The organism is Lactobacillus sp. ESL0261 (genome assembly GCF_003693025.1).
GTDB lineage: Bacteria > Bacillota > Bacilli > Lactobacillales > Lactobacillaceae > Lactobacillus > Lactobacillus kullabergensis.
Genome location: NZ_REHN01000013.1, coordinates 77,722 through 103,771, shown reverse-complemented (window position 1 = coordinate 103,771; position 26,050 = coordinate 77,722). Strand labels below are relative to the sequence as shown.

Below are 26,050 nucleotides of genomic sequence, written 5' to 3'. Positions count from 1 at the left end.
TACTTTGATATTACCTTTCATTCTCACAGTTGGATCTATTGCCCTAACATGCTGTAGTAAGGCTGCAGCATAGATTTCATCTAATAAATAAAGGTGATTTAACAAACTTTTCTGCTACTCTATATTTCTTTGGTGAAGATATAGGAACTATTAAAACCGTGTTAAAAAAGGACCAATCTTAGCTTCACAACATATCATGGAATTATCTACAGAAAAACCGCTTGGCTAATCTTTCTGAAAAACTACTTTTACAATTTTGAGTATCTTTTCCATATAATCATCAGGTAGTTGCTCTAAATAATGAAATGGTCGATTATGATAATCGATTGTAACTAGCTGATCTAGCATGACTACACCTTTTGTTTGAGATGCAGCAGGTAATTCTTGATATAATGGGTAGCGTCTTTTAGTAGTAGATATAGGAGCAAACACAGCAATATGAGCGTATTTTTCAACCCCTTTATAGCTTAAATATAAATAAGGTCGTTTGCCAGATTGTTCATGCCCCTGTTTAGGACTTAAATCCATTAATAGAATAGATCCTTGCTTAATTACCATTTTTCATTTCCTTTTCTCTCATCTGGTAACTTAATTTCAGTATCAAATTCTTCACCTGAATAATCTTTAAAAAGTTCTTCAAAAGTTAAATCAGGTGTATCATCTTGCTTTGACATTATTACTTTGTTGTCCTCAATTTTAAAGTTTAACTGATCTCCTATAGTAGCGTTTAATGCTTGCAAGACTGCTTGGTTTAATCGGATGCCTTTAGAATTACCCCATTTAGATATAGTAGCCCGAATCATAATTTTCCCCCTATAAAAAATAAACAATGTATATCCTGAAATGTAATAAAATTATACAATGTTTATCTACGGAGATCAAGCAAAACAAAAAAGCATCCTGAACGAAATGTGATGTGACCACCAAAATTAGGATACTTTATTAGTTGTAAGTTAGTTTTTATTTATTAGGACTTTTTCTCAAACTGAAAAAGATAATCAGAATAAAGTTAATCAGTAGAGTGAAGCCTGTAGTCCAGAAAACTGTAGCATAGTTGAACAGACCGGAAATGGTGGAACCCATGATTGAACCAAACACAGAACCAACTGCTTGGAAAGACTGATTATAACTAAAGATACGGCCAAAACTTTCGGCCGGAGTGTTCAGTGTCAAAACAGTCTGTGCTGCCGGTAACATTGCAGCACTGGCAATTCCCAGCAGAAAACGCAATCCTGCCAGTACCCAAGGCGAATGAGTTAAGGCCATAGGAATAAAGAGAACAGCTCCTACTATTAAACCTAGGCGTAAAATTTTTAGTGGTCCAATTTCATCCATTTTGTGTCCGATTTTGGAAGCAGCCAGCAGCGTTCCGAGACCTGGAGTTGCGGCTACAATTCCCGCTACAAACGCAATATTCTTGCTATTAGGCATCATTGATTTGACATACAAAGAAACAATCGGATCAATTGACATGTTAGCGGCCTGTACTAACAGGGTAGTTACGAACATGACCACTATCAATTTAACATTGGGTAGAGAGTGCATGATCTCTTTCATAGGCTTCATTTCTTCGCGGGAAATTGGGGTAAAGTTTTCATGAACTAAGAATGTCGACCCTAAGAAGACGAGCACCATCAAAAAGCCGGTGATGAAGAATGGAATCCGGTAGCCCCAGACGCCACCAAGCCAATTGCCGAAGAAATTTGACAAAACACCACCTAAAAGTGGTCCGACTAAGTTTCCAGCAGTTCCAGCAGTCATCATTTGACTCATTACCCAGCCACTTTTTCTGTGGGGAGTTTCTCCTGCGATCAGGGCGGTAGCATTGTTAATGTAGCCGGAAAAAGCACCCTGAATAAAACGCATGACAATTATGTAAATAGCGTTAGGAGCAAAACCGGTAGCAGTAATAGTTAAAGCCATGACCCCAGATGCCCGCATGCACATTAATTTACGACCCTTGCGGTCAGCCAAGTTGCCCCAATAAGGTGAAACAATTGCCTGAGCAATAAATGTCATGGCAAATGCAAGACCGGAATACATGCTAATCTGCAACTTGCTGTAGTGGCCCAGATCAGCGATAAATAGTGAGATAAAGGGCATTGTCATGGAATAACCCATACCTGTGATAAAGCAGCCTAGCCATAAAGTGACAAAAGCTTTATGCCAGCCAGCCGGAAATTTTTCGGAAACTGTCAAAACGTCCTCGCTTTCTTTTTTAATATTTTTCTAAAAAATATGATATCTTTTCTATTTTAGCACAATAAATTTGCTAAGAATTTGCTAAATAGATGATATTTTCATATTAAACATGTTAGGATATTATTTCTGAAAGGAAGGGATGTTGGTATGGGAAGAGAGTCGCACTTAACTAGGCAGGAATACCGTAAAAAATACCGCCAAAAATCCCAGTCGCACACAAACAAGGTGCCAAAGGCAACGATTAGAGAAAATAATACTTCTCAGACTCGTGCTGACTACCGCCATTTAAAACTAAATTTCTGGGATATATTTGCTGATCGACCATATGTTGCAGTGGCCATTGTTGTTTTGGCAATTTTCTTAGTTATGGCTAAACTCTGGTGGCTTCTTGCTGCACTTGCAATTGTGGTCGCAATTGGCATCTTTGTGATTGGCCGCAGTCATCATCCTAACCGTGTACTTAGCCTCGAATTTAAAATGAAGTCATCCCGGAAATTAAGCATGTTACGAGCTTTGCAATTTGGTGGCTCGATTATCATGTTTCTGGCCACTTATATGAAAAAAGTGGTAACAGTTAATTTTTCCACAGCTGGTTCGACTGATGGCTTGCAAGTCGTTCAGGGCATCCTGTCTAATCGTGGTGGCGTCTATGGTCAACAGGGATCATACTTCTTGAGTTTATTAAATACCCTAACTGGTGGACAACTTTGGGGCAAATATCGTTATGCGACTAACAGTGCCCAAATGATGAGCAGTAGCGCAGGACGACTAATTATCATGTGGGTTCTGCTTTTAATGATTGCACCAGCATTTTGCGTTTTAGCACAATTTTTCCGTGAACCATATTCGCGCAATACCGCTTTGGCTGCTTCAATCATTGCTACTGTCAGCTTCGTATTAACTCCTCGTTTATTGAGTAAGTGGATTGTAGAATACGCTGTCGAAAATCGTATGGCCAGCAGTCAAGCTCAGGCTGCTATTAGTGTCGGACCTATGGCCTATGTGGCAATGCTTTGCGCAATTTTAGTTTTAGTTATTTCAGTTTACCGGGTAATTAAAAAGGACAGATTCGTTTAAAAACCAGAAAAAGTTTTAAATCATAAACCAGCTTTTTGTGCTATAAGCTGGTTTTTTTATGATTTTAAAAACTGCTTTGAAAAAGCAGTTTATTATATTTTGCATAGCAAATTTATTTTTACTTAATATTGTAAAAGTATATGTTTGTCTTTAAAATCAAGTTAAACAGTAAATAATAAAATATCATCTGTTTAAAAATTTTTTTGACTTAAATTGTAAATAGGAGGGGATCATTTATGCTTAATGATATTGTTTTGATTTTGCTAATAGTTGATGCTATTTACTTAATATATCTAGTTTGCGTCAGATTAACACACAAAACACCGCAGAATTCTAAAATTATCCAATTTTATCAGCACCAACATTTACGGTGGACTAAAGTTAAGTACTTCTTCCTTGTAGTTCCTATTGTTTTATTTCTTCTACCATATGATAATAGCTGGAATAATTATGTAACATCCTTGTTTGTGCGCATTATTGGAATTGTTTTGTGGACGTTGATATTTGTGATTGGTGACTTTCTCGATGGGAAAATGTATCACTGGTTTTTCAAAAAATAATACGGATAAGTAAAAAAACATAGAGTCTGGGAAAAAAGTGCTCTTTGAAGTTAAATTAAAAAATTTCACAATTTAAAAAGACCGACAAATCAACGTTTTATAGACGTGATTTGTCAGCCTTTTTAGTTAGGTTAGAGTTTTTTCCCAGACTCTTTAAAGTGAAACTATTTTTATTATTTGAGTGGTTTGAATTAAAATAATATTATTAAGCTTGCATTTGACGCAAAGCTTCAGTTGTAACTTTTGATACATTAATTTTATTTTTCTTAGCCCAATTATTTAGATCCTCTGGCAATGAAATATTGCGCCGAACAGTTTTACTATATTTATTACGCCACTTTGTCATATTAACTTTAACCCAAGATATTTGCTGATTTTTTTCCAACTCCCACTTTTTAGGATCTTGAACTCTAGGATAGCCTTGAATGTCAATCATTGTTGCCATTGCATCTTCTGCATGATAAAGAGCTTCACCTATTGTTTGACCATCAGTGACTAAGCCTTGGATGTTAGGTGACGTAATTGCATAATAATGTCCTGATTCATCGTTACATTTTTCTATAATAACAGGATAAGCTGCAATTTCTTGTTTCATGTCAATTTAAATATGCCAAGTAAGAAACATTAATTTTTTAACCGGCTTCCCTGGCACACTCATAACCTTTCTTCTTAATTTTCAAATATTATACACTATTATTGTGTATAATGCACTTAATATGAAGAGCAATGTATATTTTTGACTGCTTAATAGATATTACATAATTAATAATTGACTTCTGGAAATTTTATATAAAAAATATAAATAACTGGGCTTTAATCTAAAAAGCTTTAGATATTCAAACCAATTTTATCTAAAAATTTAGCAGTCAATTTTCTTTTTTTTGGCCTTCCTTTAACAGTTTTAATTAAACCTTCTTTTTCTAAATCTTCTATGGTGGTTTTTACTTTTTTAGTTGATATTTTTTCTGTGCTTTTGATAAAGCTGATCAAACTTGTGTCTTGAACGCTGCCATCAAAACTATTGAATAAAAATGACTGGGCATATACATATAAGATATTGAATTCAAAGCTGGGATAATCAAAATCTTCTAATTTCTTTTGGACAAAATTTAAAATGTTGTGGTCATCTTTTAAATTGCTTAATACATACTTTTGTCCAGAAACTAAGTATTTTAGCAAACTGATAACGAATAGTGTGATTTCGCCGCGATTTTTTTCATTTTCAACTTCTTGAAATTCTTTATAATATCTTGCCTTTTTTAGAGTGATCTGATAAGAAAAACTGACAGCAGTATAAGGGTCAACTTTTTTTCCAATATAACTGCAAAAGAGATACCTTCCTAACCTGCCATTGCCGTCATAAAAAGGATGAATATATTCAAAATAATAGTGGGCAACACAGGCCTTTAAAATAGGATCATATTTATCCAAATTAATAAATTTTAGCCAATTTTCCAATTGCTGATTTATCTCATCTTCACTGTTTTTGGGAAGATGAACAGTTTGGGTTGAGTTGCCAATTCTGACAAAGCCATCCCTAAATAGCTTGCCGTCAGGTAAGTTACTTTTTTTTATTTCACCTTTTAATAAAGAGTCATACAATACTCTGATGTCTTTTAGCTCATTAAGTTGATAAGTTTTACCGTTTTCAATATCAAAATACATTTTAGCAAAAGATTGGAAACGCACAGGTTTATTTTGATTATTAATATTTTCTACGGCTCTGTTAATTTCCTTTGTAGTAGAAGCAACATTTTCAATATCATTTGTACCTTTAATTTCTTTAATTAACAAATCAATGAAAAATTGCTCTCTGGCAACACCTGGAAGCTTGCCAATGAGTGCTTTGATTTGAGCAGAGTTCTCTCTAATGACAGTTAGCAGTGAATTATAATCTTCAATTTGTACCAAAAAAAGTGGCAATTGTGTAGGTATTCTAATTTGTTCTCGCACATCTATGGGATTTATTTCTAACGGAAACTTAATTGTGCCATAGCCATTAAATCTTTTATTAAATTCACTAGTAACTGGTTTGCCCGGATGTTGGTAAGAATAAATTCTCAATAAGTGATATTTTGACATAATTTAGTTTACCTTTCTAATTATAAATTCAAAAAACCCCATTTTTTGAATTTATTTTTGATTATACACTATATTTGTTAAAAATATTGCGATTTTAGCAATAAAAATCAAAAAGACACAAAAAAATGATGTGAACCCCAAATTAATTTTTAAAGCAATCGAATATTTAGTCATGAAAAAAGTGCTCCTAATAAACATATTAATGTCTAACTATTACGGAGCACTTCACTTTTTAGTTCTACTTTAATTTCGGGGTTTTATTTTAGGTTAAGCAACTTTTTGATAAAAATTAGCGCTTATCTAAAATTTGATATGTTTTAGATAGCAGGTTATCCAAGTCTTTATCACTAACATGTCCAACAATTTTACCATTTCGACCGGAAAAATCATAATTAGGCATTTGAAAAGTAACTACACTACCAGATATTCCACTGCTGATATCAGCAAGACGATAGTATAGACCACGATTATCTTTTTTAAGATCATGCGTAAGAGGCATGCAGATAACGAGTCCTGTTTTTTGATTATATGCATTATTTGATATAACTATCGCTGGTCTTTGAATATTGCCAGATCGGGGATTATGACCGCCCTCTTCTCGTCCTGCATGTGGTTCAGCATCTATCCGAATAATGTCTCTTGATTAGATGCTACATTTTCCTTACCAACCTGCATAGTATCAGGGTTACCTACTTTTTCAGTTTCTTTTTTAAAGTCAATATCATCATATTCTCCATTAAACCACGGATTAGAGTCAATAGCCTTATAGATTAAAGTGCTATTATCTTCCTGAATCAATTCAAATCGTTCACCAGGTTTAACTCCAGCCTTACTCGGGACCGTGAGTGCTATAGAATTACCAACTTTTCTAGCAACAAAGTTACCCAGTTTTTTTTTCATTAATATTAGCTCCCTAATTTATGTTAGTACAAGTATACACCGCACCCGATTAGATTTCGATTATGTCTCTCCATAATTTAGGCGATTTCGATTTTAAGCAGCAATATAGTCTTAATAGCGACTTAGCACATTTAATATAATATTTTCAATGCGATAAAGCCTTAAGACTAAAAATATATAGATAAATCATGAGCCAAAAGCTTAATTAAATGTCTAATATAATTTTTAAATAAAAGAGCCCCAAGTTTAGGACAACTTTTGTAGGCTCAGTATATATTTGCTTTGTGTTTATATTTATTTACCTTTTTGCCCTGAAAAAGATAATTTCTCTTGCCGCAATAATCGGACCGGATGATTGATAAATCGTCAGATGCACTTTTTTAGCACGGACATCTCGCAGACCAACCACCTTGTTTTTCGTGTCAGCTTTCCACTGCAAGTGGTCTGCATAGGTAGTATATTGCTCGCCATCCGTTGAAACAGCAATTGAAACGACAAGAGGATCACCATTATGATCAATATTTCTTGGCACATAGACCATTCTGCTTAATTTCTCAACTTTTTCAAAAGTAAAGGTTAGTTCCAGTGGTTGTTCAGGTGAAACAGTTTGCCTAGTTTGCCATTCGCTTGCCAGTTTAAGATCAGTTAAATAAGACAGGGGATGATTTTCTTTGCTGGTATAGTTGCTAGTCACATCAATGTTTTCAATAGCATAATCTTTAGCAGCGTGCTTGGTAATGACGCCGAAAAGATCAGACCATTCAGAAACTTTATTTCCTATTACATACCGCATTCTAATGATATAGCGAGTATTAGGGGTTAATTCGTGAAAAGTGAAATTTTTACCAGTAATGCCGACATAAAGGAGATTATTAACTTCTATCTGAACTGCGCTTTCGTGAGGCCAGGCAAGTTCGAACGAATGAGCTGAAATTTTGCTTGAATCAACTGCCGGCAATTTAGGTGAAGGCAATACGCCACTGGTAATTTCATGTACTAAAACTTTCTTGCCATAATTAAAATTGTGCACTGTAATTTCGATTTTAGTTGTGGTAATGTCTCGACTTGCTAATTTTATTTGCAGGGCAGTTTGCGTGTTCTTGTGATATTGTTTAAATTCATCCAAGCCGTAATTAGCATTGTAAAAAATGCCTTCACGAGCATGGTTGAAAGCGTCAAGCGATCCGTATTCTTCCACTGGGACAACTTGATCGTTAATTTTAATAGTGATGCGATCAGGGTAAGAATCACACATAATAGTCAACTTAGTAGGTTGTTCAACATCTTGGCTTTCCCAGTTGCCTTCAACTGGTGGAATAGTTACCAGCAACGTTTCATTTTCAGTTTTACTGAAAATTTTTGTGGTAGAACTATTGGATTCAGCGGCTTGAGAGTTATCGTTGTAAATAACTGTCTCACTTTGATCTTGCGGGTAAAGCAGAAAATCACGATTGCCCCAGTCAAAAATACTGCCACCGCGAACAAAGACTGGTAGGTGCCATAATGGAAAAGATAAATTATTGTAGACCTTGCCACCGGCATATTTTTTACCTGTAAAAAGATCAATCCACATTGTCTTCTTTCCGGGTAAATACAGATTATCTTTGCGTGAATCACCGTTTTCATCTTCGCGGCCACTAGTAATTGGTGCAATTAACAAATTGGAGCCTAACATGAATTCATTGCCAAACTGTGCTGTGTAATTAGCCAGCACATCTGGAAAGTCGCTGAAAAGGGGACGCATGATTAACGCGCCATTTTTTCCCTGTTCATTTAGTGTATATAGGTAGTTAGTCAAATGCTGGCGCAATTTGAGGTAAGCCAAATTAATGTCGCTTATTTTCCTATTATAAGCAAATGGATTTTTACTGAAGTCGCCCTGATCATCAAAGTTAAAGAGCAGAGGGGTAAAACATTTCCATTCAAAATCACGGACATTGATTTGTGCATTGCCACCGCCTTCTAGTCCATCAACTGCTGCACCAACTAAAGGCTGACCTGAAAGATTTGCTCCGAGCATACCAGCTACTTGTGTAGCAACATTGCCCCAGTTGCCGCCAACATCTCCAAAGATCAAAGCAGCGTTTTTTTGCATGCCGGTACTGCCGCTATCAGCAAGCACTAGTGAACGCTTTGTTTGTGATTCGTTTTGAAGCTGTGCTTTATCTTTAGTCGCTATTTCATTAGTAGTAAAAGTAAAAGCAGTTTTTTCCGGTAATTCGACTTCGCTTTGGTGCCAAAATCCGGGATGAACGTCTTGGTTTAACGCATATTCATTAAAGAAACTGAGAGCTTGTTGATTGTTGGCTTGAACACCATAATTGGGCACAAACCAGCTCAAAGGAAAGTGCATGGCATGATAGCGATCAATTAGTGCCCGCGCGGAAAACTGGTAGTTTTCTTCGCCGTTAAGTGAAGCTTTGCCCGATGCGGCTTTTTCATCTTTTGTACGAGTATAATAATTATTGCCAATTTTACTGGCATTGCGTTTCTTAGCTTGACTTGGTTGCCACAAGGTTGTACAGAAATTGCCGATATGGCCTAGACCTAAGGCATATTTGGGCAATAACATTGGTTTGCCCGTTAAAATATAGTAGTGCTGCAAAATTTCCTGAGGATTAGTACCAAGAAGATAAAATGCATCAAAAATTGCATCTTGGTGGGTGAGAACAGTGACTCCTCTCTTGGTTTTGCCAAAATCATAAGTTCCTGTTGCAGTAGTGTTTCTTAATTCGCCATAACCAGCATTCGACCAGAAAAAAGGGACAGGCATAATGACGCCACCTTTACCGGTTATTTGGTCATGCTTAATTGCGATTTTGTGTCCTCTGTGACTAAAGTAGCCGTTTTGCAAGCCGCCACCATAAAAAAATTCATTTTTATTTTCTGTTAAAAACTCACGGGTTCTGGTAGAACTAAGTTCAAGTGGTTGAGATTGGTGCATCCTGTTATGGTGCAATGATTCATCAAAAATACTTATAACAGCTGGATTTTGCCCAAAAATAATTTGGTAATTGCCAGTATGGATAATTAAGGAATCATTGGTGGCTCTGACCTGCGACTTTGCAAAGGCAGAATTATCAAACTGGCCTAATTGAATAGTTTCCGTTCGATTTTCAGTAAAATTTTGCTCCGGATCAATTAAAAGACGAAAAATGCCGTCAGCTAAGACGTAAAAGCGCGCAATTTCGCCCGTGGCAAAATGTAATTCGTAATAATGGTCACACTTGCTGGCACCAGTAAGTGCTCCTAGTTGATGTTGATTTGCTTGCGTATTTTGAATCATATTTCTTTTTTCCTAATCAGTTCCTATACCACTATTATAACTAAAAAATAAAAAGTTTCCGTACTATTTGAAATTGAACTGGTAAAGACCAGTTGATTAAGCTAAAATTAAGCTATAAATACGAGTTTTATTTTTTAAAAAGAAAGGCAAAAATAATATGACTTATTATATTCATGCAGATAAATTCTTTCTTGAAAATGTGACAGAACAAGGTGGTTACTTAGAAGTTCAAGATGATGGCAAATTTGGCTTTTACTATACTGAAGATCAAAAACCTGAAGGCAAAATCGTAGACTATAAAGGCAAATGGATTGCACCAGGACTGGTTGACACACATGTACATGGTTCACTAAAAGAAGACGTGATGAAAAGTGATTGGGCAGGAATAAACCGCCTGTCAGAAGGCTTTTTACGGTCTGGCGTTACCAGCTGGCTGCCAACGACTTATACTGCCGGTGCAGATACATTAAGCAAAATTTGCCAGATGTTTGGCGCCCATAAAAGTGAAGAAACTGGTGCTAAAATTCAAGGGTTGCATTTTGAAGGACCATACTTTACTGCAGAACATGCTGGTGCAGAAAACCCTAAATATTTGATTGATCCTGATATTAATCAATTTAATGAGTGGCGTGAAGAATCTAAAGGGTTGCTGAATAAAATATCTCTTGCGCCTGAGAGAAAAGATGCCCGGGAATTTATCCGTGCTGCTGTTAAAGAGGGTGTGGTTGTTTCTTTGGGACACTCCAGTGCTACTTTTGAAGAAGCTAAAGCCGGTGTTGAAGCTGGTGCAACAATGTTTACTCATACTTTTAACGGAATGCCTGATCCTTCACACCATGATACATCAATTTCTAACGCTGCGATGGCTCTGCATAATGTTACAGATGAATTGATCTGTGACGGTCACCATGTTCAAAAAGAAATGGTGCGGGCATTGGTTCAGCTTAAAGGTGCCGAACATATTTGTTTAATCACGGATTGCATGGAAGCCGGTATGATGCCTGACGGTGACTATATGTTAGGTGAGTTGCCTGTTTATGTTAAAGAGGGCATGGCGCGCTTAAAGGGTGGTAATAATTTAGCCGGCAGTATTTTACAATTAAAGACTGCCGTTAAGAATGTTGTTGACTGGAACGTTGCTACGCCGGAAGAAGCAATCATGATGGCCTCTTACGTACCGGCTAAGAGTGCGCACGTACTCGATAAATGTGGTTCAATTGCACCTGATAAAGATGCCGATTTCTTAGTATTAAACCCTGACATGACTTTAAGTGAAACTTATTTAAATGGTGAGTCACGCTACCAGGCAAAATAATTCCTAGTTTAAGATTAGAAAAACCAGTTCGTTAAGTTGAACCGGTTTTTTTATTTGCACAATTTTTAATAAAAACTATATTTAAGTATTTATTATATACTATACACTATTAATATAAGCTTAATTGGTTGCACTTTTATTATCCTGGCCTTAATCTAAGAATATAGTACGTGCTATTAATAATTAAATAGACGGAGAGTGAGAAAATGGCTAAAACAGGACAAGATAGGTTGAATGACCCATTTTTGAATAAAGGGACTGCTTTTACAGAAGAGCAGCGAGAAAAGTATCAGCTGGCAGGGATGTTGCCGCCTAAGGTGCAGACTCTTGAAGAACAAGCTCGAGAAGTTTATTTACAATACCAGGAAAAATCAACGAATCTAGAAAAACGGATTTTTCTAATGACCGTTTTTAATACTAATCGCGTGTTGTTTTTTAAGGTCTTCAGTGAGCATGTTACCGAATTTATGCCGATTGTGTATGATCCTACGATAGCTGAAACTATCGAAAATTACAGTCATTTGTTTGTTAATCCGCAATATGCCGCATTTCTGTCAATTAATGAACCTGATCAAATCGAAGACAGTTTGAAAAACGCGGCTGATAGCCGTGATATAAAACTAATCGTGGTTACTGACGGTGAAGAAATATTAGGAATCGGTGACTGGGGCACACAGGGAGTTGACATTTCTGTAGGTAAGTTAATGGTTTACACTGCAGCAGCTGGTGTTGATCCTGCGTGCGTATTGCCGGTGGTTCTTGATGTTGGCACTAACAATGACAAATTACTTAATGATTCGCTCTACTTAGGCAACCATCAGTGTCGGGTGAATGGAGACCCTTATTACCAATTTGTTGATCGCTTTGTGCAAACTGTAGAAAAGCTGTTTCCGGGACTATATTTACATTTTGAGGATTTTGGCCGAGATAATGCTGATAATATTTTAAAACACTATCGTGATCATATTTTAACCTTTAATGATGATATTCAAGGTACCGGTGTCATTGTTTTGGCAGGTATCTTGGGAGCATTGAAGATTAGTGGTCAGAAATTAACAGATCAAAAGTATGTCTGTTTTGGTGCAGGAACAGCTGGCACAGGAATCGTGGAGCAAGTCTATGCCGAGATGCTGCAAGCAGGTTTACAACCTGATGAAGCACGCAAGCACTTTTACTTAGTTGACAAACAAGGTCTGCTCTTTGAAGACACCCCCGACTTAACACCAGCGCAGAAACCATTTGTTAGAAAACGCTCAGAATTCAGTAATGCTGACCAGCTTAAAGATTTAAAGAGTGTTGTACAAGCAGTTCATCCTGATATTTTAGTGGGAACTTCAACTCGTTCAGGTGCTTTCACTCAGGATATTGTGACGGAAATGGCAACCCATACCGAGCGGCCAATTATTTTCCCATTGTCAAACCCAACTCAATTAGCGGAGGCAAAAGCAGAAGATTTAATTCATTGGACTAAAGGCAAGGCTTTAGTAGCTACTGGTATTCCTGCTGATCCAGTTGATTATGAGGGCACTAAGTATGAAATTGGACAAGCCAACAATGCTTTGGTCTACCCAGGACTTGGTCTTGGTGCTCTGGCAGTTAATGCTAAGATTTTAAGTGATGAAATGATTAGTGTAGCGGCCCACTCACTTGGTGGCATTGTTGATTCAAGTAAACCAGGCGCAGCAGTTTTGCCACCAGTTGAAAAACTAAATGTCTTTTCTCAAACTGTAGCAAAAGCTGTGGCTAACAAGGCAATTGCCGATCACCTCAACCAAAATGACTTTCAAGATGGTGACAAGGCAGTGGCTGCGCTTCGCTGGGCGCCTGAATATAAAGATGAGCAGGAGTGAGAATAAATGCAAGCCTTTATTACTTCATTAACTAGCGTTGTTGAACTGTTGCTTGTAATTGCTTTAGGGTACTGGCTGCGAACCAGTGGCAAACTAGGCGATCAGTTTAAGGGCAATATTTCCTATTTAATTATGAATATTGCTTTACCAGCTTCAATTTTTGTTTCTGTCCTAAAATATTTAAACAGGCAAAAATTATTTGGCTTAACAGGTGGTCTGATCTATGCCATTATCTGTTTTGCTCTAAGTTATTTGTTCGCATGGATATTATGTAAGGTTCTGCGGATTCGCAAAGGCCGCCGTGGTACTTTTATTAATGCCATTACGAATGCCAATACTATTTTTATTGGGCTGCCTTTAAACATTGCCTTATTTGGGCAAAAAAGTATGCCGTACTTTTTAATTTATTATGTGTTAAATACGGTTTCTACCTGGGCAATTGGTGTCTTCTTCATTTCTAGCGATGACCCAACTGAACAAAAAGGAAAACAACAAAAATTCAACTGGAAAAAATTGTTGCCAGCACCATTAGTTGGTTTTCTAATTGCCTTAATTTGCTTATTAGTTGAAGTACCAATTCCTAGTTGGATTACGGCTGTGTTAAGTATGGTTGGCGGCATCGTCACACCGATGTCACTGATCTATATTGGTATTATATTGGCAGATGCTGGTTTGAAGTCAATCCACCTTGACCGTGATACTATTTGGGCATTGCTTGGCCGCTTTATCTTAGTACCGGCTTTAATGATGATTTTAATTGTTGTTGGTGCAAATTGGCTGCCATCCTTGACAGGTCTAGCTAAACAAACCTTAGTTGTGCAATCTGCTACTCCTGCTTTGGCAGTTTTGCCAATCTTAGTGGGTGAATCGCACGGGGATGTGCAATACGCTACCAACGTTGTGACTACCTCAACAGTTTTATTCGTAATAGTTGTACCAGTAGTTTTGGAAATCACGCAAATGCTAATATAATTAATAAAAATTCATGTTATAAAAACCCGTCTTTGATCATGTAGATAAGGCGGGTTTTTGTTTGGAAAATATTTTAAATTAAAGTGCTATATTATTAAGTTGTTAATCCAACTTTTTACCAAATCTTTTCTGCATTTTATTGCTGGTATAGCCCAGTTTTTCGTAAAATTTATGAGCACCTAAACGTGATTCTCCTGAATTTAACCTAATTTCTTTCATGCCTAAATTTTTAGCTTGTTTTTCCAAAATGTGCATAAGTTGACTGCCAATGCCTTTCTTTTGCACAGAAGAATCTACTGCTAAAGCTAAAACGTTGAACATGGGATCAAAATAGGTTTCTTCAAAAACTTCTGCATGCAAATACCCTTCAACTTTTTTGGTATTATCATCTTCAAAGACCCAGAGATAATGATGCGCAGGATCATTTAGCAGCCTTTTAATGTTGGCGGCCGTTTTTTCGACAGGATAATCATAACCTAGTTCAATTTGATTGATTTTTTGAATAGCTGGACTGTCAGCAACTTCACATTTTCTAATCATGAAAATTCCTTTCTTATATTTATTGCTTTATGAGTTAAAGTTATTTTAGCGCTCTCAATAATAATTAGGAAGCTCTTTTGTATGTCTAGATATAATAAAAGCACTATTAAAGTTGTACTGCCAAATTTAATAGTGTTTTTTTAATTCTATACAAGTGGTAATATTGGCGTAAGCTATTTCATTTTTGACTAGTGCTAGTGTAAACAAATAAGGAGAGAACAATTGCATTCTAAAGCGGTAGACTCAAAAACATCTCTTGTAAATTTATTTTGGGATCAATTTTTATTTTTGTGGCAACTAATAAAATCACGCTTTCTTTTTTGGTTAGGCTTAATAAGCTTTGTAATACTGATGTTGAAATTAATGCCGAATTCTGCTATAGTTCCTATTTTTTTCATGGGTGTTGATTTTAACGCTGTTAAATCACGCCAAGTTATTTTGCCTGTTTTTTGGTTTGTTTATTTTGTAGTACCGCTATTAATAGTCTTAAGCGGTTTTAAACAATTGTGGCAAGTAAGAGGAATGCAATTGCGAGGACTCAGATACTCACCCTTAAGTTTCGCTGTAGTTAATGTTGGGTTAATGGGATTGATCACCCTCATTTATGTGGCACTAACAGAAGGAATTATGGCTTTAGTGACTGATTTTTCCTGGCTAAGACGTTTTAAACTAATGCAATTTTACGGATTATCAGCTTCATTAGTACTGGTCATTATCAATTTTTTAGGAATATTTCTGTTGTTGATAATTCAGGCCACTATCGGTCGCTTCAATTCTCCACTGGGTATAATTATTCCAATTAGTTGGCTTATAATGACTGTTTATACCACTTGGAAATATAATCCGCTCAATAGTTTAATGCTTCTGCGTGTCAATAAGAACAATATTCTGCTGTTATTAGCTACAACGCTATTAATGCTAATTGTCTATTTAATTACTGACCGTTACAGTGAACCGGATTATTAAAAGTCTAATTCTACTATTTTTAATAATTCTAAAATGGTACTATGAATGTATAGAATTAAACGATAATTAAGATTAAGAAACAAAACTGGCTATTTATAATAGTCAAATTAATTTATCTTTATTGTTGCGGCTGTCCTCACTCTTAAAAAGAAGGTCTTTATGAAACGTCTATTTTGGAATCAATTACTATATTTATGGCAAATAATCCGCTTCCGTTTTATTTGCTGGCTAAGTTTGATCTGCTTTTCAATTATTTTTCTCAGTACGCAGCTAATTAACAGTTCAAATACTTCTATATTTAATCTTTTCTTTGCCGATACCAGTCAAGGTGCATCTTTTAATTTTATTTTGTGGTTAGTCTATTTCTTGATACCGCTGCTTATTGTATTAAATAGCTTTAAACTGCTTTGGCAAACTACCATTATGCACCTAAGAGGATTACAAATTCCACCGAAAAATTTTACTGTTGTCACTATGTTATTAATGGGAGTAATAGCTTTTGTCTATGTGTTTGTTACACTTTTAGTTATGTTGCTTGTTACGGCTTTATTTAAATTGCCCTCTTTGTCTTTTTTTGATTTAACTGACTGGCAGGCGATCCCACTACTTTTCATCAACAATTTTTTGGGAATATATCTGATCCTTCTTTTGCAAGGTACAATTGGAAAGTTTAATTCGGCATTGGGTCTGATTATTCCAGCTTCACTTTTGATAATGACATCTCTTTTAAAATGGCAATTAAATCCTTTAAATAACTTGATAATTATGAGATTTAATTTCCCTGGTTTTTTATTATTATTGCTGGCAACTTTGATTATGGTGATTGTTTATGGGATTATTGACCATTTCTTTAGTGTAGATTAAGGAGTAAAAAATGGGTTTTATTGAATTAAAGCACGTAGGAAAAATAGTGAAAAGACGGCCACTATTGCATGATGTTAGTGCAGATATTCCAGACGGCAGTATCACTGTTTTAGAAGGAATAAATGGTTCTGGTAAAACGTTAATCTTAAAGGCAATTTTAGGCTTAATAAATACCAGTGGGAAAGTCATAGTTAATGGTAAGAAGATGAAGGTCCAAGAGCCTTATCCAATTAAAGCGGGAATTTTAATTGAAAATCCCAGTTTAATAGAAGAATTCACTGCTTATAAAAACTTAGATTTGCTAGCAAAATTAGATCCGGATATTCAAGAAAAGCAGATTAATGATTTATTGGCATATTTTGATTTAACCAGGTTTCCTAAACAAAAAGTTAAGAAATTTTCACTGGGGATGAAGCAGAAATTAGGAATTGCACAGGCTTTTCTTGGAGCCTATCCGTTAATTGTTCTGGATGAACCCACCAATGCGCTGGATCATGAAAGTATTGGTAAATTAATCAGATTGATTGATGGATATAACCATAAAGGTTCAACCTTTGTTATTGCTTCGCATGATCATGAATTTGTAAACAAAGTCGCCACGCAAAAGCTATATGTACAAGAAGGAACAATTAATCATGAAAAATAAAAAATTATTATGGAGTTTCTTCATGGTAATAATAATTGTAGTTGGATGCGGGGGCTTTTATCGCTACCGCCAGGTAAACGCCCATCCTCAGCAGTATGGTGTGACTAAAGAACAGCTTTTTCACAAAAATGAATTGGTAAAAGCCTATCATGTTAACTTTATTGTTCATGAAGCTGCAGTTAAGAAAAGTAAGGATGTTGTACAAGCCAAAGTCAAATTTCATATACGTCAAACTGGCCGGCCATTCTATGGCGAGAGAAAAAACAATCCTAATTTTATAGAAAATATGTATCTAAATAATCCTTATGGTACAAGCAATCCCTCGGTAAAATTGTATGACAAAAGTCACCACAGTATTAATCCTTATAAAGCATTGGAGCATGGCAAGCAGCCTTTTACAATGGACTTTACTATTCCGCGCTATTCATATGACATGCGCAATCAAAAGTTACGTTTCAGTTTCTTGGTACCAGCTAAAAAGCACTATGTTAAATATTCGCTTCTGCTAGAATAGGGAGAATAAAATGAAATTTTTGTGGTCACGTTTGAATAAATTATGGTTGTTTTTAGCATTGGTTATAGGAATAAGTATTAGCGTTGTACAATGTGGCGTTTCTGCGTCTAAAAATATTCCTGCGACAAACTCACCTTATACTATGTGGATATCAATAGATCAATTTACTTTTGTACCTACTATATTTTTTATCTTGTTACCTTTAATAGCGAGTTTACCTGCCAGTACATTATTAAAAGAAGATTTTACCAACGGCTATTTTTATAAATTAAAGATGGGGAAGTCCATTAAACAAATCTTGTTAGGATACCTAGAAATCGCATTTATGACAGGTTTTATTGTGATTGCTGTTCCTTTACTGTTTAACTTCTTATCTTGGTTTATGATATTACCTAATGTTAAGCCCGATAACTTACTTAATATTAATATTGGTGCTAGGAATTTTACTATGCTGTTTGTCTCCCTTTATTATTCCCATCCATTTGTCCACGCTATTTTGTCAATTATATTTTCTTCTCTTTGGGGTGGATTATTTTCTGTATTCGCAATGGTTACTTCTTTGTGGATTAAAAATAAGTTTGCTGCCATGTGTACAGGTTTAGTTTTGCAAATAGTTTTATTATTAATGAACGCAACTATCCATTTGCCATATCTCATAAGTTATTCACCGGCTGATTTCTTACGTGAACTCCCTGGAATTATGACTAACATCTATGTGGTGGTGTTTATGACTGCAATATTATTACTTTATTGTATGATTATGTTTCATGTAGATGAAAAACGATTAGTAGAGTTATAAAAAGTGAAAGGAAAAAGGATTAAGACCTAAATTTGGACTTAATCCTTTTTAATATACTTTGATTCTGTTAAGTGGCCAATAACGATACTTAACAACACCTTCAATTTTACTTCTAGGAATTGCACCTATATAACGACTATCTTTTGAAACGCTCCTATGATCTCCCATTACAAAATACGAGCCTTTGGGAACTTTGTTAGTACTTTTCATTTCTTTTAATTGAGAAGGGGAATAAATACTTTTATATTCTTTTGTTCTTGCTAAAGAACGAATTGAAAAGTCAGCAGTGTAAGAATATTTTGTACCATAAAAGCCGTCTTCATTATCCGTCAGCTTAAATCCTGGCTTTAAATAGTCTTGATTTATTTTTTTGCCATTAACATAAATCTTATTATTTTTTCCAGTAACAGTTTCACCGGGTAATCCTATAATTCTTTTTATATAAAAGGAATTACGTTCATCCGGAGCCTTTAAAATGACAATTTCATTTCGTTTCAATTTGCTATTGCGATTAGCTATAACTCTTTCTTGGTTTTCAAAAGTTGGTTGCATCGAGATACCAGATACGGAACATTTGACTATTAAATATTTTGTCAGTAAAAAATTAATTAAAATAAAAATCGCAAATAAGACTATTGTATATTTTAAAAATTCATAAAACTGTTTTGTTTTCTCATTTTTTTCGTCATTCTGATTATTTGCCATAAGTAAATCCTTACAAATAAAATTACATATTAATATAACTAGCCTGTGATTAATAGATAAATTATAGGCAGATAAATAATTAAAAGTCAAAATAATCTAAAAACCAACATAAAACTAAACAAATAACCTATTAGATGATAAGGGCTTTTTTAAGTTTAGAGATCATAAGGCTAATTTCTGTTTTTATTATAAATAGCAAGTGGATAGTCATAAAAAATCTCAGTCAAAAAAGAACCAGGACAAAACAAAAAGGACTAACTTCGTTAAATATCGGAAGTTAATCCTTAATTGAAATCTATTAAACAGAGTAAAAAGTATTTAGAATGGTTTCGTTAAAGCCAACTCACTATTAACTTTTAATTCATCGGCTGGAAGAAACCAACTATTCTGTTGATTCTTTAAGGTGAGTGTAATTTGTTTAACCTCTTGCAGGCTGGCTGTATTTGAACTATTAATTTGCTTTGCATATGCTAAAGCTGCATCATATGTTTCATGTCTGTATTGCTGATAATTCTCACTTGCTTTAACTTTTTCATCTTGATTGATTGCTTTTTGCAAGTCTTGTTTATCAGTTTCAGTAGCTGCCTTGGCATCTGTTTTGGCTTCATCTACTGTATTAACAGGCTTTAACAATGGTCCAGAAACAAATTTGCTGTCAGCTGCTTTAACAAAAGTCATACTGTCTTTGTTAATTGTCTGGAGAGAAATGTCACTCACAGTTGTATTTGGAGCAAGGTGGTAATATAACTCAGCCTTGTTTTCCTTGTTATTCCAAATGTATAGTACCTCATCAACGGGTATGAAAGTGCCTTTAGCAAAAGAAGTAGTTGCACCGTTTATTGCCGTTAGGTTTGAACGAGCCTGTCCGTTGGCATCATAAGCATCGATATTCTTGCTGGCAGAAACATAAGTAAAATATGTATAGTTAAGAAGCTGCTGTCTTGGCTTTTTATTTACTATAGATGTGGCGAAAAAGCCTGTCTTTGTTCCGCTTATGCGATAACTAGCTCTGTATGATGGTCCAGACAATACTTGAGAGACGCGATCAACTTTGACCTTTTCTCCAGGTTTAATACTTGTACGCTCTTTACCGGTGCCAACCCGTATAGCACTAGTTGTATTAACTTTCACACTTACATCAGTTGTGTAAAGTGGTTTATTATCTATCTGCCCAACATTGGCCACATTAACATAGCCACCGGCTCCAATATTGTAGTAATATTTACCACCGATTTTTTTATAAGGGAGCCATGACTGATTATAGTTGTCATCATTGACTAGGAAATACTGTTTGCTATTCCGGTCAATTTTTTCTACAGAGCCAGAGTATTTCAAAGGGGTTCCTTTGCGCAAATGCGTATTCTTTTTACTGCCACGGAATTTGTATAGCCGTTTACCATTCTTATCGTAAACATAAGAATTGTAATTGAGCTCCAAGTTGCCATCTTGTACCTGTTTGTTGACAACACCAACATTAGCCGCCTTAACGTAGGCACCACCGGTTAAAGGATAGTAGCTTTTACCATTAATAGAAGTAGTTTTGGCACTACCGTTTACAGTGGTGCCCATACGCAATGTTCCTTTACCGTTATAATAAGTACGCTTGCCCTGAGCCGTATAAACATAAGAATTATGATTTAACGTAAGAGTATCAGTCTTAGCAGCTAATACTTCTGTATTGCTTGGCATTACTGCGGGTAGCATAGGACTAATAGCAAGAATGCTTGCTATGGAAGCATAAACGAACTTTTTATTTAATTTCATGTAATCACCTCAAAAAACTGATTAAATACTTTACATCCATTATAGAATAATAAGCTGCCTTTGAATAGGCTTTCAAACAGTTTAATATTAAGTTAATAAGGTGAGTGAAAGTTATTTACACCAAGCCGTTTAGTTAATTATCTGGCTCTTCTTTTATTCAATATGCAAACAGTATTTGTTATAATTAATTTAGAATTCAAGCAAATTGTTTTGAGGGCGGTTGGCTGTTGATCCGGAAAGGAGATGGTGCCTATGGCACGAAATCTTTTAGAAAGAGAAGCAGTCAATGAGCGTTTACCAGGCATTACAAATAATGTTGGCATTCGCCACGTTTATTATTGTGTTGTTGGATTATATCAACAATCACAAGAAATAAAAAAGACCGTCCCAATCATACTTTAGCAAGTTAGGGATAGTCTTCTATTACCTAGACAGCTAACCGCCTTTAGAGCGGCTGCTTGTTTTCAAAGAGGTCTTGTTAGCGCAAGGCCTCTTTTCTTTACAATTATATTATATCATGACTGAATTAATTTTGCACAATGAGCTGAGTAATGATTGCGACTAGCATAGCTAGAAAGAGAAGCAGTTAATGAGCGTTTACCAGGCATTACAAATAATGTTGGCATTCGCCACGTTTATTATTGTGTTGTTGGATTATATCAATAATCACAAGAAATAAAAAAGACCGTCCCAATCATACTTTAGCAAGTTGGGGATAGTCTTCTATCTCTCACACAGCTAACCGCCTTTAGAGCGGCTGCTTGTTTTCGAAGAGGTCTTGTTAGCGCAAGGCCTCTTTTCTTTACAATTACATTATATCATGACTGAGTTAATTTTGCACAACGGGCTGAATAATGATTGGGCTAACATAGCTAGCAAGAGAAGCAGTCAATGAGCGTTCACCAGGCATTACAAATAATGTTGGCATTCGTCACGTTTACTATTGTGTTGTTGGATTATATCAACAATCACAAGAAATAAAAAAGACCGTCCAAATAATACTTTAGCCAGTTAGGGATGGTCTTTATCTCTTACTCAGCTAACCGCCTTTAGAGCGGCTGCTTGTTTTCAAAGAGGTCTTGTTAACGCAAGACCCCTTTTCTTTACAATTACATTATATCATGACTGAATTAATTTTGCACAAGTGGACTGAGTCAGGGATTGCATGTTGCCATTTATAATCTTCTTTTTAACAGTTACGAAAGCAGAGCAAAAAATTTCTCGAAGTTTTAGCGATCTTAGACTTTTTGTAATTATTTTATTTCAATGGGTATTTGTTATATCAATAAAAAATGATATGCTAAAACTTAAGGCAGTGTATAGTGTATGAAATAAAAAGTTTACAGTATTTAACCTTCTAAAATAATCAAAACATCGCAACCCTTTAAATATTTGCAAAACATAATAAACTAGGAGAGCTTTTTATGGATACTACGAATTACGATTTGATTTACGATTTGATTTACGAAATTATTATTTTAATATTCTTTACTATTGCATTTATAACATCGCTATATATGATTTATCTCAAGTCAAAAGCTTGGCATAAGCTTAATTTGGAATCACGAAAAGAAGTCGCAGCGTCTACAGTAGAATTTGTAGCAAAGCCTGGAATTGAGAGAGAAGTGGTAATGATAAAGGCCAGCCGGTTTATTGCGGCTATTGTTCTGTTATTAAGTTGGGCTTTTTTTACATCAGAAGTTGTTATTCTATTTATAGGAAATTTGATTTTCATTGTTGCCGTGTTAGCAGAAATATATATGAACGCAGATTTAACTAAAAAAGAAAGAGAGCATTATACAAGTATTCCCTATATTTATAATGCAAAACGGGCAAAATTAGTAAGGAGATTATATATTATTTGTCGTATTTCTTATATGATTGTCGCTGTTGCGTGTACTTTTTTGATTTATTCAGTATTTGGCTGGTAGTAGGCTAGAATTATGTTGTTGACTTTTCAGGATTAGCAAGAGAAAGAGTTAAAAGTATCTATAGGTAACCATGCATACTTAATGAATTGAAGTACTCGATGGCTATGCGAAAACAAATGATGTCAAGTTTGTTCATAGTATCAAATCAAAGCCAAGCAACACGAAAGCTGAAGTCGAGGCTCAAGCCCAAGGAGAGTCTGCTGCTAATAATTAAAGCAGGTGAAAATTAACCAAAATTTGAATAATTACTTGTTTTCAAAGAAGGCTTGCTTTACAAAGCTTCTTTTTTAGCTACAAAATAAAATGAAAAATTTCTGTAAAGCTTTTTATAATATCTAGGATATATATTTACTTTTATGATATTCTATAATTGTATAATTTAAATAAAATTTATTAAAAATCTAATTAGATGCGGTCTTCTCTTTTTTAGGGTTATTTATAATATATGTAAGGTTTTGATTTATTAGTGACTAAAAATGTTCTTAAATTAACAGATTTTTGTTTTAGCTTTTTGATTGAATTACTGAATAACATTGTAATTGCAATATATGTTTTAAATAATCTTGTTCCAAAGGATATTCATGGTATTTTACAGTTAATTTTTGATAGCGATATCCTTGTTATATTCATCCCAATTTTTGTTAATGCCATTACTCTTCTTTATATATATCATTTAAATGAAAGTACGAAAGAAGAGAAATTTATACGAATAATAGTTGGATCTACAATATGGCGAATGAAATATCAAATTCTTTCATTGCTGTTAATCACTAATACTGTATCTGTGCTTTTTATATGTATAATAATGTCCTTTAATTATTTGTTTTTAAGTAAAGTCTGCCTAATGTTTATTGTGATTAGTATGCTCAGATTATGTATACTACTTGTTATTAGTTGTATTAAAGCTTGATTAATAGTAGGAGTTTAAAATAGTGTATAGGGAATTCATCAAAAATGTATTTTTAAAGCGTTTGGTTTTAGTGCTTCTGACTTTAGTTACTATGATATCTTTTAGCTTTATCTTTTATACCCTTATCCGTTCTAATTTGTATGTCTTACAAGGTAAGAATGATTTACAACAATTAATTAAAAAAGACGTATTTATGGGAAATAACCAGATGACTAGTAGTCAATTGCATTATGACTTCAATAAGAAAAATATTAAACAAACAAATCAAAGAGCACAAAAGTTATTTAATTATATAAATCACAACTATCATTATTCATCCAGATGGTCATTTAATACTGAAATTCCTAATGGTTCTGTATCCATAAATTTAGATACAATTAACAGTAATTTCTTTAAATTTTATCCTCTTAAAGTGCAAAAAGGCAGATTGTTTACAAATTCAGAATATGTTGCTGATACTAAAGAAATACCAGTGATTGTTGGTTCGGGTTTAAAAAATATAAAGCTCGGATCCACTTTTAAAATTTTAAATCCAGCAAATGGGAAAAATGAAACTTATAAAGTTATCGGCATTTTGAAAGAAAATCTGAGGCTACCATCAGTTTATAATATGGATGGAGGTCGTTTACTTAATAAGACTGTATTTAGACCTTTGACTGATAAAGATAAAAGACAGGTTAATGCAACTCAACTAGTTTCAGCTTTTCAGGATTTATTGATTTATAATGCATCTAAAAATGAAGCTTTAAAATTATCTAAAACTATTAAAAAAGATCTTTTTGCTACAGTAAAATTTATTTCAGTAAAAGAAAATATTAACGACTTCTATGCAGAATATAAACCAAGAGTTTTATTGTTATTATTAGTATCTATAATTATGCTGATTATTTTTCTGGGCCTATTTTTATGGAATATTTGGAAAAGTTTGTCAGAATCGAGACAAGAAATTGCCATTAGAATTTCACTTGGATTAAGAAAAGACCAATTATATATTATAACGTTTTTATACCAACTATTACTTACAATAGTTTCATTTATACCAGTTACCATCTATGTGATGAGAAATGCCTATTTATTAGCTTCAAACCGAGCTGGTATAGATGCTCAGATTATTTTGTCAACTCCTCTTCCTAGAATTGAATCAATTAGTCTGATTTTAAGCTTTTTAGCATTATTAATAATTGGTACTATCTCATCAATGTTAATCATTTATAAATTCAATAAAATACCTTTAAATCTGAGGATGATGAATAAGTTATGAGTAAAGCTGTATATGTTAATCACTTAAGTAAAAACTTCGAGGAACAACCTATTTTAAAGGACATAGATTTTTCGTTAGAAAAAGGTTCAATGACAGCTTTAATAGGCGCTTCTGGCGAAGGTAAGACAACTTTCCTAAATTTGATTGGCTCACTTGACAATTCTTATAGTGGTCAAATTATTGTTGAAGGACAAGATCTATCACTCTGTAATGATAGGGAATTGTCGCAGTTGCGTAACACAAAAATTGGCTTTGTGCTGCAGGAACCAATTTTAATTCAAAGACTTTCTGTTGAACAAAACATCTTGCTACCAACAGTTTATTTGCCAAAAAAAGCAAGGAATGAAAAAGAAATTAAAAGCAGAATGCATAAATTGACCAAATATTTGAACATAGAATCTCTTTTAAAAAGGAAACCAAGTACACTATCAGGTGGGCAAAAGCAACGGGCCGTTGCAGTAAGGGCTTTAATTAACGATCCAGACATTGTATTGGCGGATGAACCTACTGGATCATTAGATGAAGAGAATGCCAAGACAATCATTGATTTATTTAAAAAGATAAAAGATGAAGGAAAAGCAATTTTGACAGTCACGCATGACAAAAAAATTGCGGCATTACATGATAATATTTATAAACTAAGTAGCAGAAAAATTACCAAGTTAAACTAAAAAAGAATTATAGGTCTTGATAATACACTCAAATTTAGAATAAATTTGAGTGTATTATTTTGCCTAAATTATCTTGGTAATTAGAATCAAGATTTTTAATATAATATTTAAATTTTAAAGGTAGAAACGTTAGTATTTTTGAACTAAACAATTCCTAATTGCTTCTGCTAGTTAAATTTATTTTTAATGGCGGAAGCTTTTTAGTAATAACCACTTAGTCTAAAAAACTACCTCT

Annotated in this window: 27 protein-coding genes; 16 read left to right on the top strand and 11 right to left on the bottom strand. The window is 34.5% G+C overall.

Annotation, left to right across the window (positions count from 1 at the left end; all coding sequences use genetic code 11):
* Window positions 1–225 precede the first annotated feature (225 nt).
* The 3 genes from F5ESL0261_RS09265 to F5ESL0261_RS09255 all read right to left on the bottom strand — a co-directional run bounded on the left by F5ESL0261_RS09265 (window position 226) and on the right by F5ESL0261_RS09255 (window position 2,199).
* Window positions 226–558 carry a type II toxin-antitoxin system PemK/MazF family toxin gene (locus F5ESL0261_RS09265; RefSeq protein ID WP_122053019.1) on the bottom strand — a complete coding sequence of 111 codons (333 nt, stop codon included), beginning with the start codon at window positions 556–558 and terminating at the stop codon, window positions 226–228.
* A complete protein-coding gene (locus F5ESL0261_RS09260) occupies window positions 552–803 on the bottom strand; it encodes a hypothetical protein (protein WP_052059690.1) in 252 nt (83 codons plus the stop codon). The genes F5ESL0261_RS09265 and F5ESL0261_RS09260 overlap by 7 nt, the downstream gene beginning before the upstream one ends.
* A gap of 157 nt (window positions 804–960) precedes the next feature.
* Window positions 961–2,199, bottom strand: coding sequence for an MFS transporter (locus tag F5ESL0261_RS09255; RefSeq protein ID WP_122053018.1), 1,239 nt, complete (start codon window positions 2,197–2,199; stop codon window positions 961–963).
* A gap of 150 nt (window positions 2,200–2,349) precedes the next feature.
* Here F5ESL0261_RS09255 and F5ESL0261_RS09250 point away from each other — a divergent pair, with 150 nt between their 5' ends.
* Entirely contained in the window at window positions 2,350–3,279 is a 930-nt protein-coding gene (locus F5ESL0261_RS09250) for a cytochrome C5 (protein WP_122053017.1), read from the top strand.
* A gap of 236 nt (window positions 3,280–3,515) precedes the next feature.
* A complete protein-coding gene (locus F5ESL0261_RS09245; RefSeq protein WP_122053016.1) occupies window positions 3,516–3,839 on the top strand; it encodes a hypothetical protein in 324 nt (107 codons plus the stop codon).
* 205 nt (window positions 3,840–4,044) lie between these two features.
* Here F5ESL0261_RS09245 and F5ESL0261_RS09240 read toward each other — a convergent pair whose 3' ends face one another.
* The 5 genes from F5ESL0261_RS09240 to F5ESL0261_RS09220 all read right to left on the bottom strand — a co-directional run bounded on the left by F5ESL0261_RS09240 (window position 4,045) and on the right by F5ESL0261_RS09220 (window position 10,107).
* Window positions 4,045–4,434 (bottom strand): type II toxin-antitoxin system HicB family antitoxin, encoded by a 390-nt coding sequence (locus F5ESL0261_RS09240; protein ID WP_122053015.1) that lies wholly within the window; start codon window positions 4,432–4,434, stop codon window positions 4,045–4,047.
* A 233-nt stretch (window positions 4,435–4,667) separates the two neighbouring features.
* Window positions 4,668–5,921, bottom strand: coding sequence for a Fic family protein (locus tag F5ESL0261_RS09235; protein ID WP_122053014.1), 1,254 nt, complete (start codon window positions 5,919–5,921; stop codon window positions 4,668–4,670).
* A 289-nt stretch (window positions 5,922–6,210) separates the two neighbouring features.
* The gene (locus tag F5ESL0261_RS09230; protein ID WP_233560925.1) at window positions 6,211–6,546 is read right to left on the bottom strand and encodes a type II toxin-antitoxin system PemK/MazF family toxin; all 336 of its coding nucleotides are present in this window, start codon (window positions 6,544–6,546) and stop codon (window positions 6,211–6,213) included.
* Window positions 6,543–6,821 carry an AbrB/MazE/SpoVT family DNA-binding domain-containing protein gene (locus F5ESL0261_RS09225; RefSeq protein WP_122053012.1) on the bottom strand — a complete coding sequence of 93 codons (279 nt, stop codon included), beginning with the start codon at window positions 6,819–6,821 and terminating at the stop codon, window positions 6,543–6,545. Before F5ESL0261_RS09225 ends, F5ESL0261_RS09230 begins: the two co-directional genes overlap by 4 nt.
* 298 nt (window positions 6,822–7,119) lie before the next feature.
* Window positions 7,120–10,107, bottom strand: coding sequence for a TIM-barrel domain-containing protein (locus F5ESL0261_RS09220; RefSeq protein ID WP_122053011.1), 2,988 nt, complete (start codon window positions 10,105–10,107; stop codon window positions 7,120–7,122).
* Between the two features lie 157 nt (window positions 10,108–10,264).
* Here F5ESL0261_RS09220 and nagA point away from each other — a divergent pair, with 157 nt between their 5' ends.
* The 3 genes from nagA to F5ESL0261_RS09205 all read left to right on the top strand — a co-directional run bounded on the left by nagA (window position 10,265) and on the right by F5ESL0261_RS09205 (window position 14,244).
* Window positions 10,265–11,422: an N-acetylglucosamine-6-phosphate deacetylase gene (gene nagA / locus F5ESL0261_RS09215; RefSeq protein ID WP_122053010.1), complete on the top strand. Its 1,158-nt coding sequence runs from the start codon at window positions 10,265–10,267 to the stop codon at window positions 11,420–11,422.
* Window positions 11,423–11,628: 206 nt separating this feature from the next.
* Entirely contained in the window at window positions 11,629–13,272 is a 1,644-nt protein-coding gene (locus tag F5ESL0261_RS09210; RefSeq protein ID WP_122053009.1) for a malolactic enzyme, read from the top strand.
* A gap of 6 nt (window positions 13,273–13,278) precedes the next feature.
* Window positions 13,279–14,244, top strand: a complete 966-nt coding sequence (locus F5ESL0261_RS09205; protein WP_122053008.1) for an AEC family transporter — start codon at window positions 13,279–13,281, stop codon at window positions 14,242–14,244.
* Window positions 14,245–14,346: 102 nt separating this feature from the next.
* On the opposite strand, the gene F5ESL0261_RS09200 is transcribed toward F5ESL0261_RS09205, so the two are convergent.
* Window positions 14,347–14,784: a GNAT family N-acetyltransferase gene (locus F5ESL0261_RS09200; protein ID WP_122053007.1), complete on the bottom strand. Its 438-nt coding sequence runs from the start codon at window positions 14,782–14,784 to the stop codon at window positions 14,347–14,349.
* A 363-nt stretch (window positions 14,785–15,147) separates the two neighbouring features.
* On the opposite strand from F5ESL0261_RS09200, the gene F5ESL0261_RS09195 reads away from it, so the two are divergent.
* The 5 genes from F5ESL0261_RS09195 to F5ESL0261_RS09175 all read left to right on the top strand — a co-directional run bounded on the left by F5ESL0261_RS09195 (window position 15,148) and on the right by F5ESL0261_RS09175 (window position 18,573).
* Window positions 15,148–15,750, top strand: a complete 603-nt coding sequence (locus F5ESL0261_RS09195; RefSeq protein ID WP_147446240.1) for a rhodopsin — start codon at window positions 15,148–15,150, stop codon at window positions 15,748–15,750.
* A 159-nt stretch (window positions 15,751–15,909) separates the two neighbouring features.
* Window positions 15,910–16,614, top strand: a complete 705-nt coding sequence (locus F5ESL0261_RS09190) for a hypothetical protein (RefSeq protein ID WP_122053005.1) — start codon at window positions 15,910–15,912, stop codon at window positions 16,612–16,614.
* Window positions 16,615–16,624: 10 nt separating this feature from the next.
* Window positions 16,625–17,260, top strand: coding sequence for an ATP-binding cassette domain-containing protein (locus tag F5ESL0261_RS09185; protein ID WP_122053004.1), 636 nt, complete (start codon window positions 16,625–16,627; stop codon window positions 17,258–17,260).
* Complete coding sequence (locus tag F5ESL0261_RS09180; RefSeq protein ID WP_122053003.1) at window positions 17,250–17,774, top strand: hypothetical protein; 525 nt, start codon at window positions 17,250–17,252, stop codon at window positions 17,772–17,774. The genes F5ESL0261_RS09185 and F5ESL0261_RS09180 overlap by 11 nt, the downstream gene beginning before the upstream one ends.
* Window positions 17,775–17,784: 10 nt before the next feature.
* Complete coding sequence (locus F5ESL0261_RS09175; RefSeq protein ID WP_122053002.1) at window positions 17,785–18,573, top strand: hypothetical protein; 789 nt, start codon at window positions 17,785–17,787, stop codon at window positions 18,571–18,573.
* 48 nt (window positions 18,574–18,621) lie between these two features.
* Here the strand turns inward: F5ESL0261_RS09175 and lepB are convergent, their stop codons facing one another.
* Together lepB and F5ESL0261_RS09165 are read right to left on the bottom strand one after the other, a co-directional pair.
* Complete coding sequence (lepB, locus tag F5ESL0261_RS09170; RefSeq protein WP_122053001.1) at window positions 18,622–19,278, bottom strand: signal peptidase I; 657 nt, start codon at window positions 19,276–19,278, stop codon at window positions 18,622–18,624.
* 318 nt (window positions 19,279–19,596) lie between these two features.
* Window positions 19,597–21,042, bottom strand: a complete 1,446-nt coding sequence (locus tag F5ESL0261_RS09165) for an SLAP domain-containing protein (RefSeq protein ID WP_122053000.1) — start codon at window positions 21,040–21,042, stop codon at window positions 19,597–19,599.
* A gap of 286 nt (window positions 21,043–21,328) precedes the next feature.
* Between F5ESL0261_RS09165 and F5ESL0261_RS10335 the strand changes: the two genes are divergently transcribed.
* The 6 genes from F5ESL0261_RS10335 (at window position 21,329) to F5ESL0261_RS09130 (ending at window position 25,815) form a co-directional block, all read left to right on the top strand.
* Window positions 21,329–21,418 (top strand): putative holin-like toxin, encoded by a 90-nt coding sequence (locus F5ESL0261_RS10335; RefSeq protein ID WP_081945396.1) that lies wholly within the window; start codon window positions 21,329–21,331, stop codon window positions 21,416–21,418.
* A gap of 213 nt (window positions 21,419–21,631) precedes the next feature.
* Window positions 21,632–21,721: a putative holin-like toxin gene (locus F5ESL0261_RS10330; RefSeq protein WP_081945396.1), complete on the top strand. Its 90-nt coding sequence runs from the start codon at window positions 21,632–21,634 to the stop codon at window positions 21,719–21,721.
* Window positions 21,722–21,933: 212 nt separating this feature from the next.
* The gene (locus F5ESL0261_RS10325; protein ID WP_122052999.1) at window positions 21,934–22,023 is read left to right on the top strand and encodes a putative holin-like toxin; all 90 of its coding nucleotides are present in this window, start codon (window positions 21,934–21,936) and stop codon (window positions 22,021–22,023) included.
* Window positions 22,024–22,466: 443 nt separating this feature from the next.
* Window positions 22,467–22,973 (top strand): hypothetical protein, encoded by a 507-nt coding sequence (locus F5ESL0261_RS09145; protein WP_122052998.1) that lies wholly within the window; start codon window positions 22,467–22,469, stop codon window positions 22,971–22,973.
* 932 nt (window positions 22,974–23,905) lie between these two features.
* Window positions 23,906–25,144, top strand: coding sequence for an ABC transporter permease (locus F5ESL0261_RS09135; RefSeq protein ID WP_122052996.1), 1,239 nt, complete (start codon window positions 23,906–23,908; stop codon window positions 25,142–25,144).
* Window positions 25,141–25,815 carry an ABC transporter ATP-binding protein gene (locus tag F5ESL0261_RS09130; protein ID WP_122052995.1) on the top strand — a complete coding sequence of 225 codons (675 nt, stop codon included), beginning with the start codon at window positions 25,141–25,143 and terminating at the stop codon, window positions 25,813–25,815. Before F5ESL0261_RS09135 ends, F5ESL0261_RS09130 begins: the two co-directional genes overlap by 4 nt.
* The last annotated feature ends 235 nt before the right edge of the window (window positions 25,816–26,050 follow it).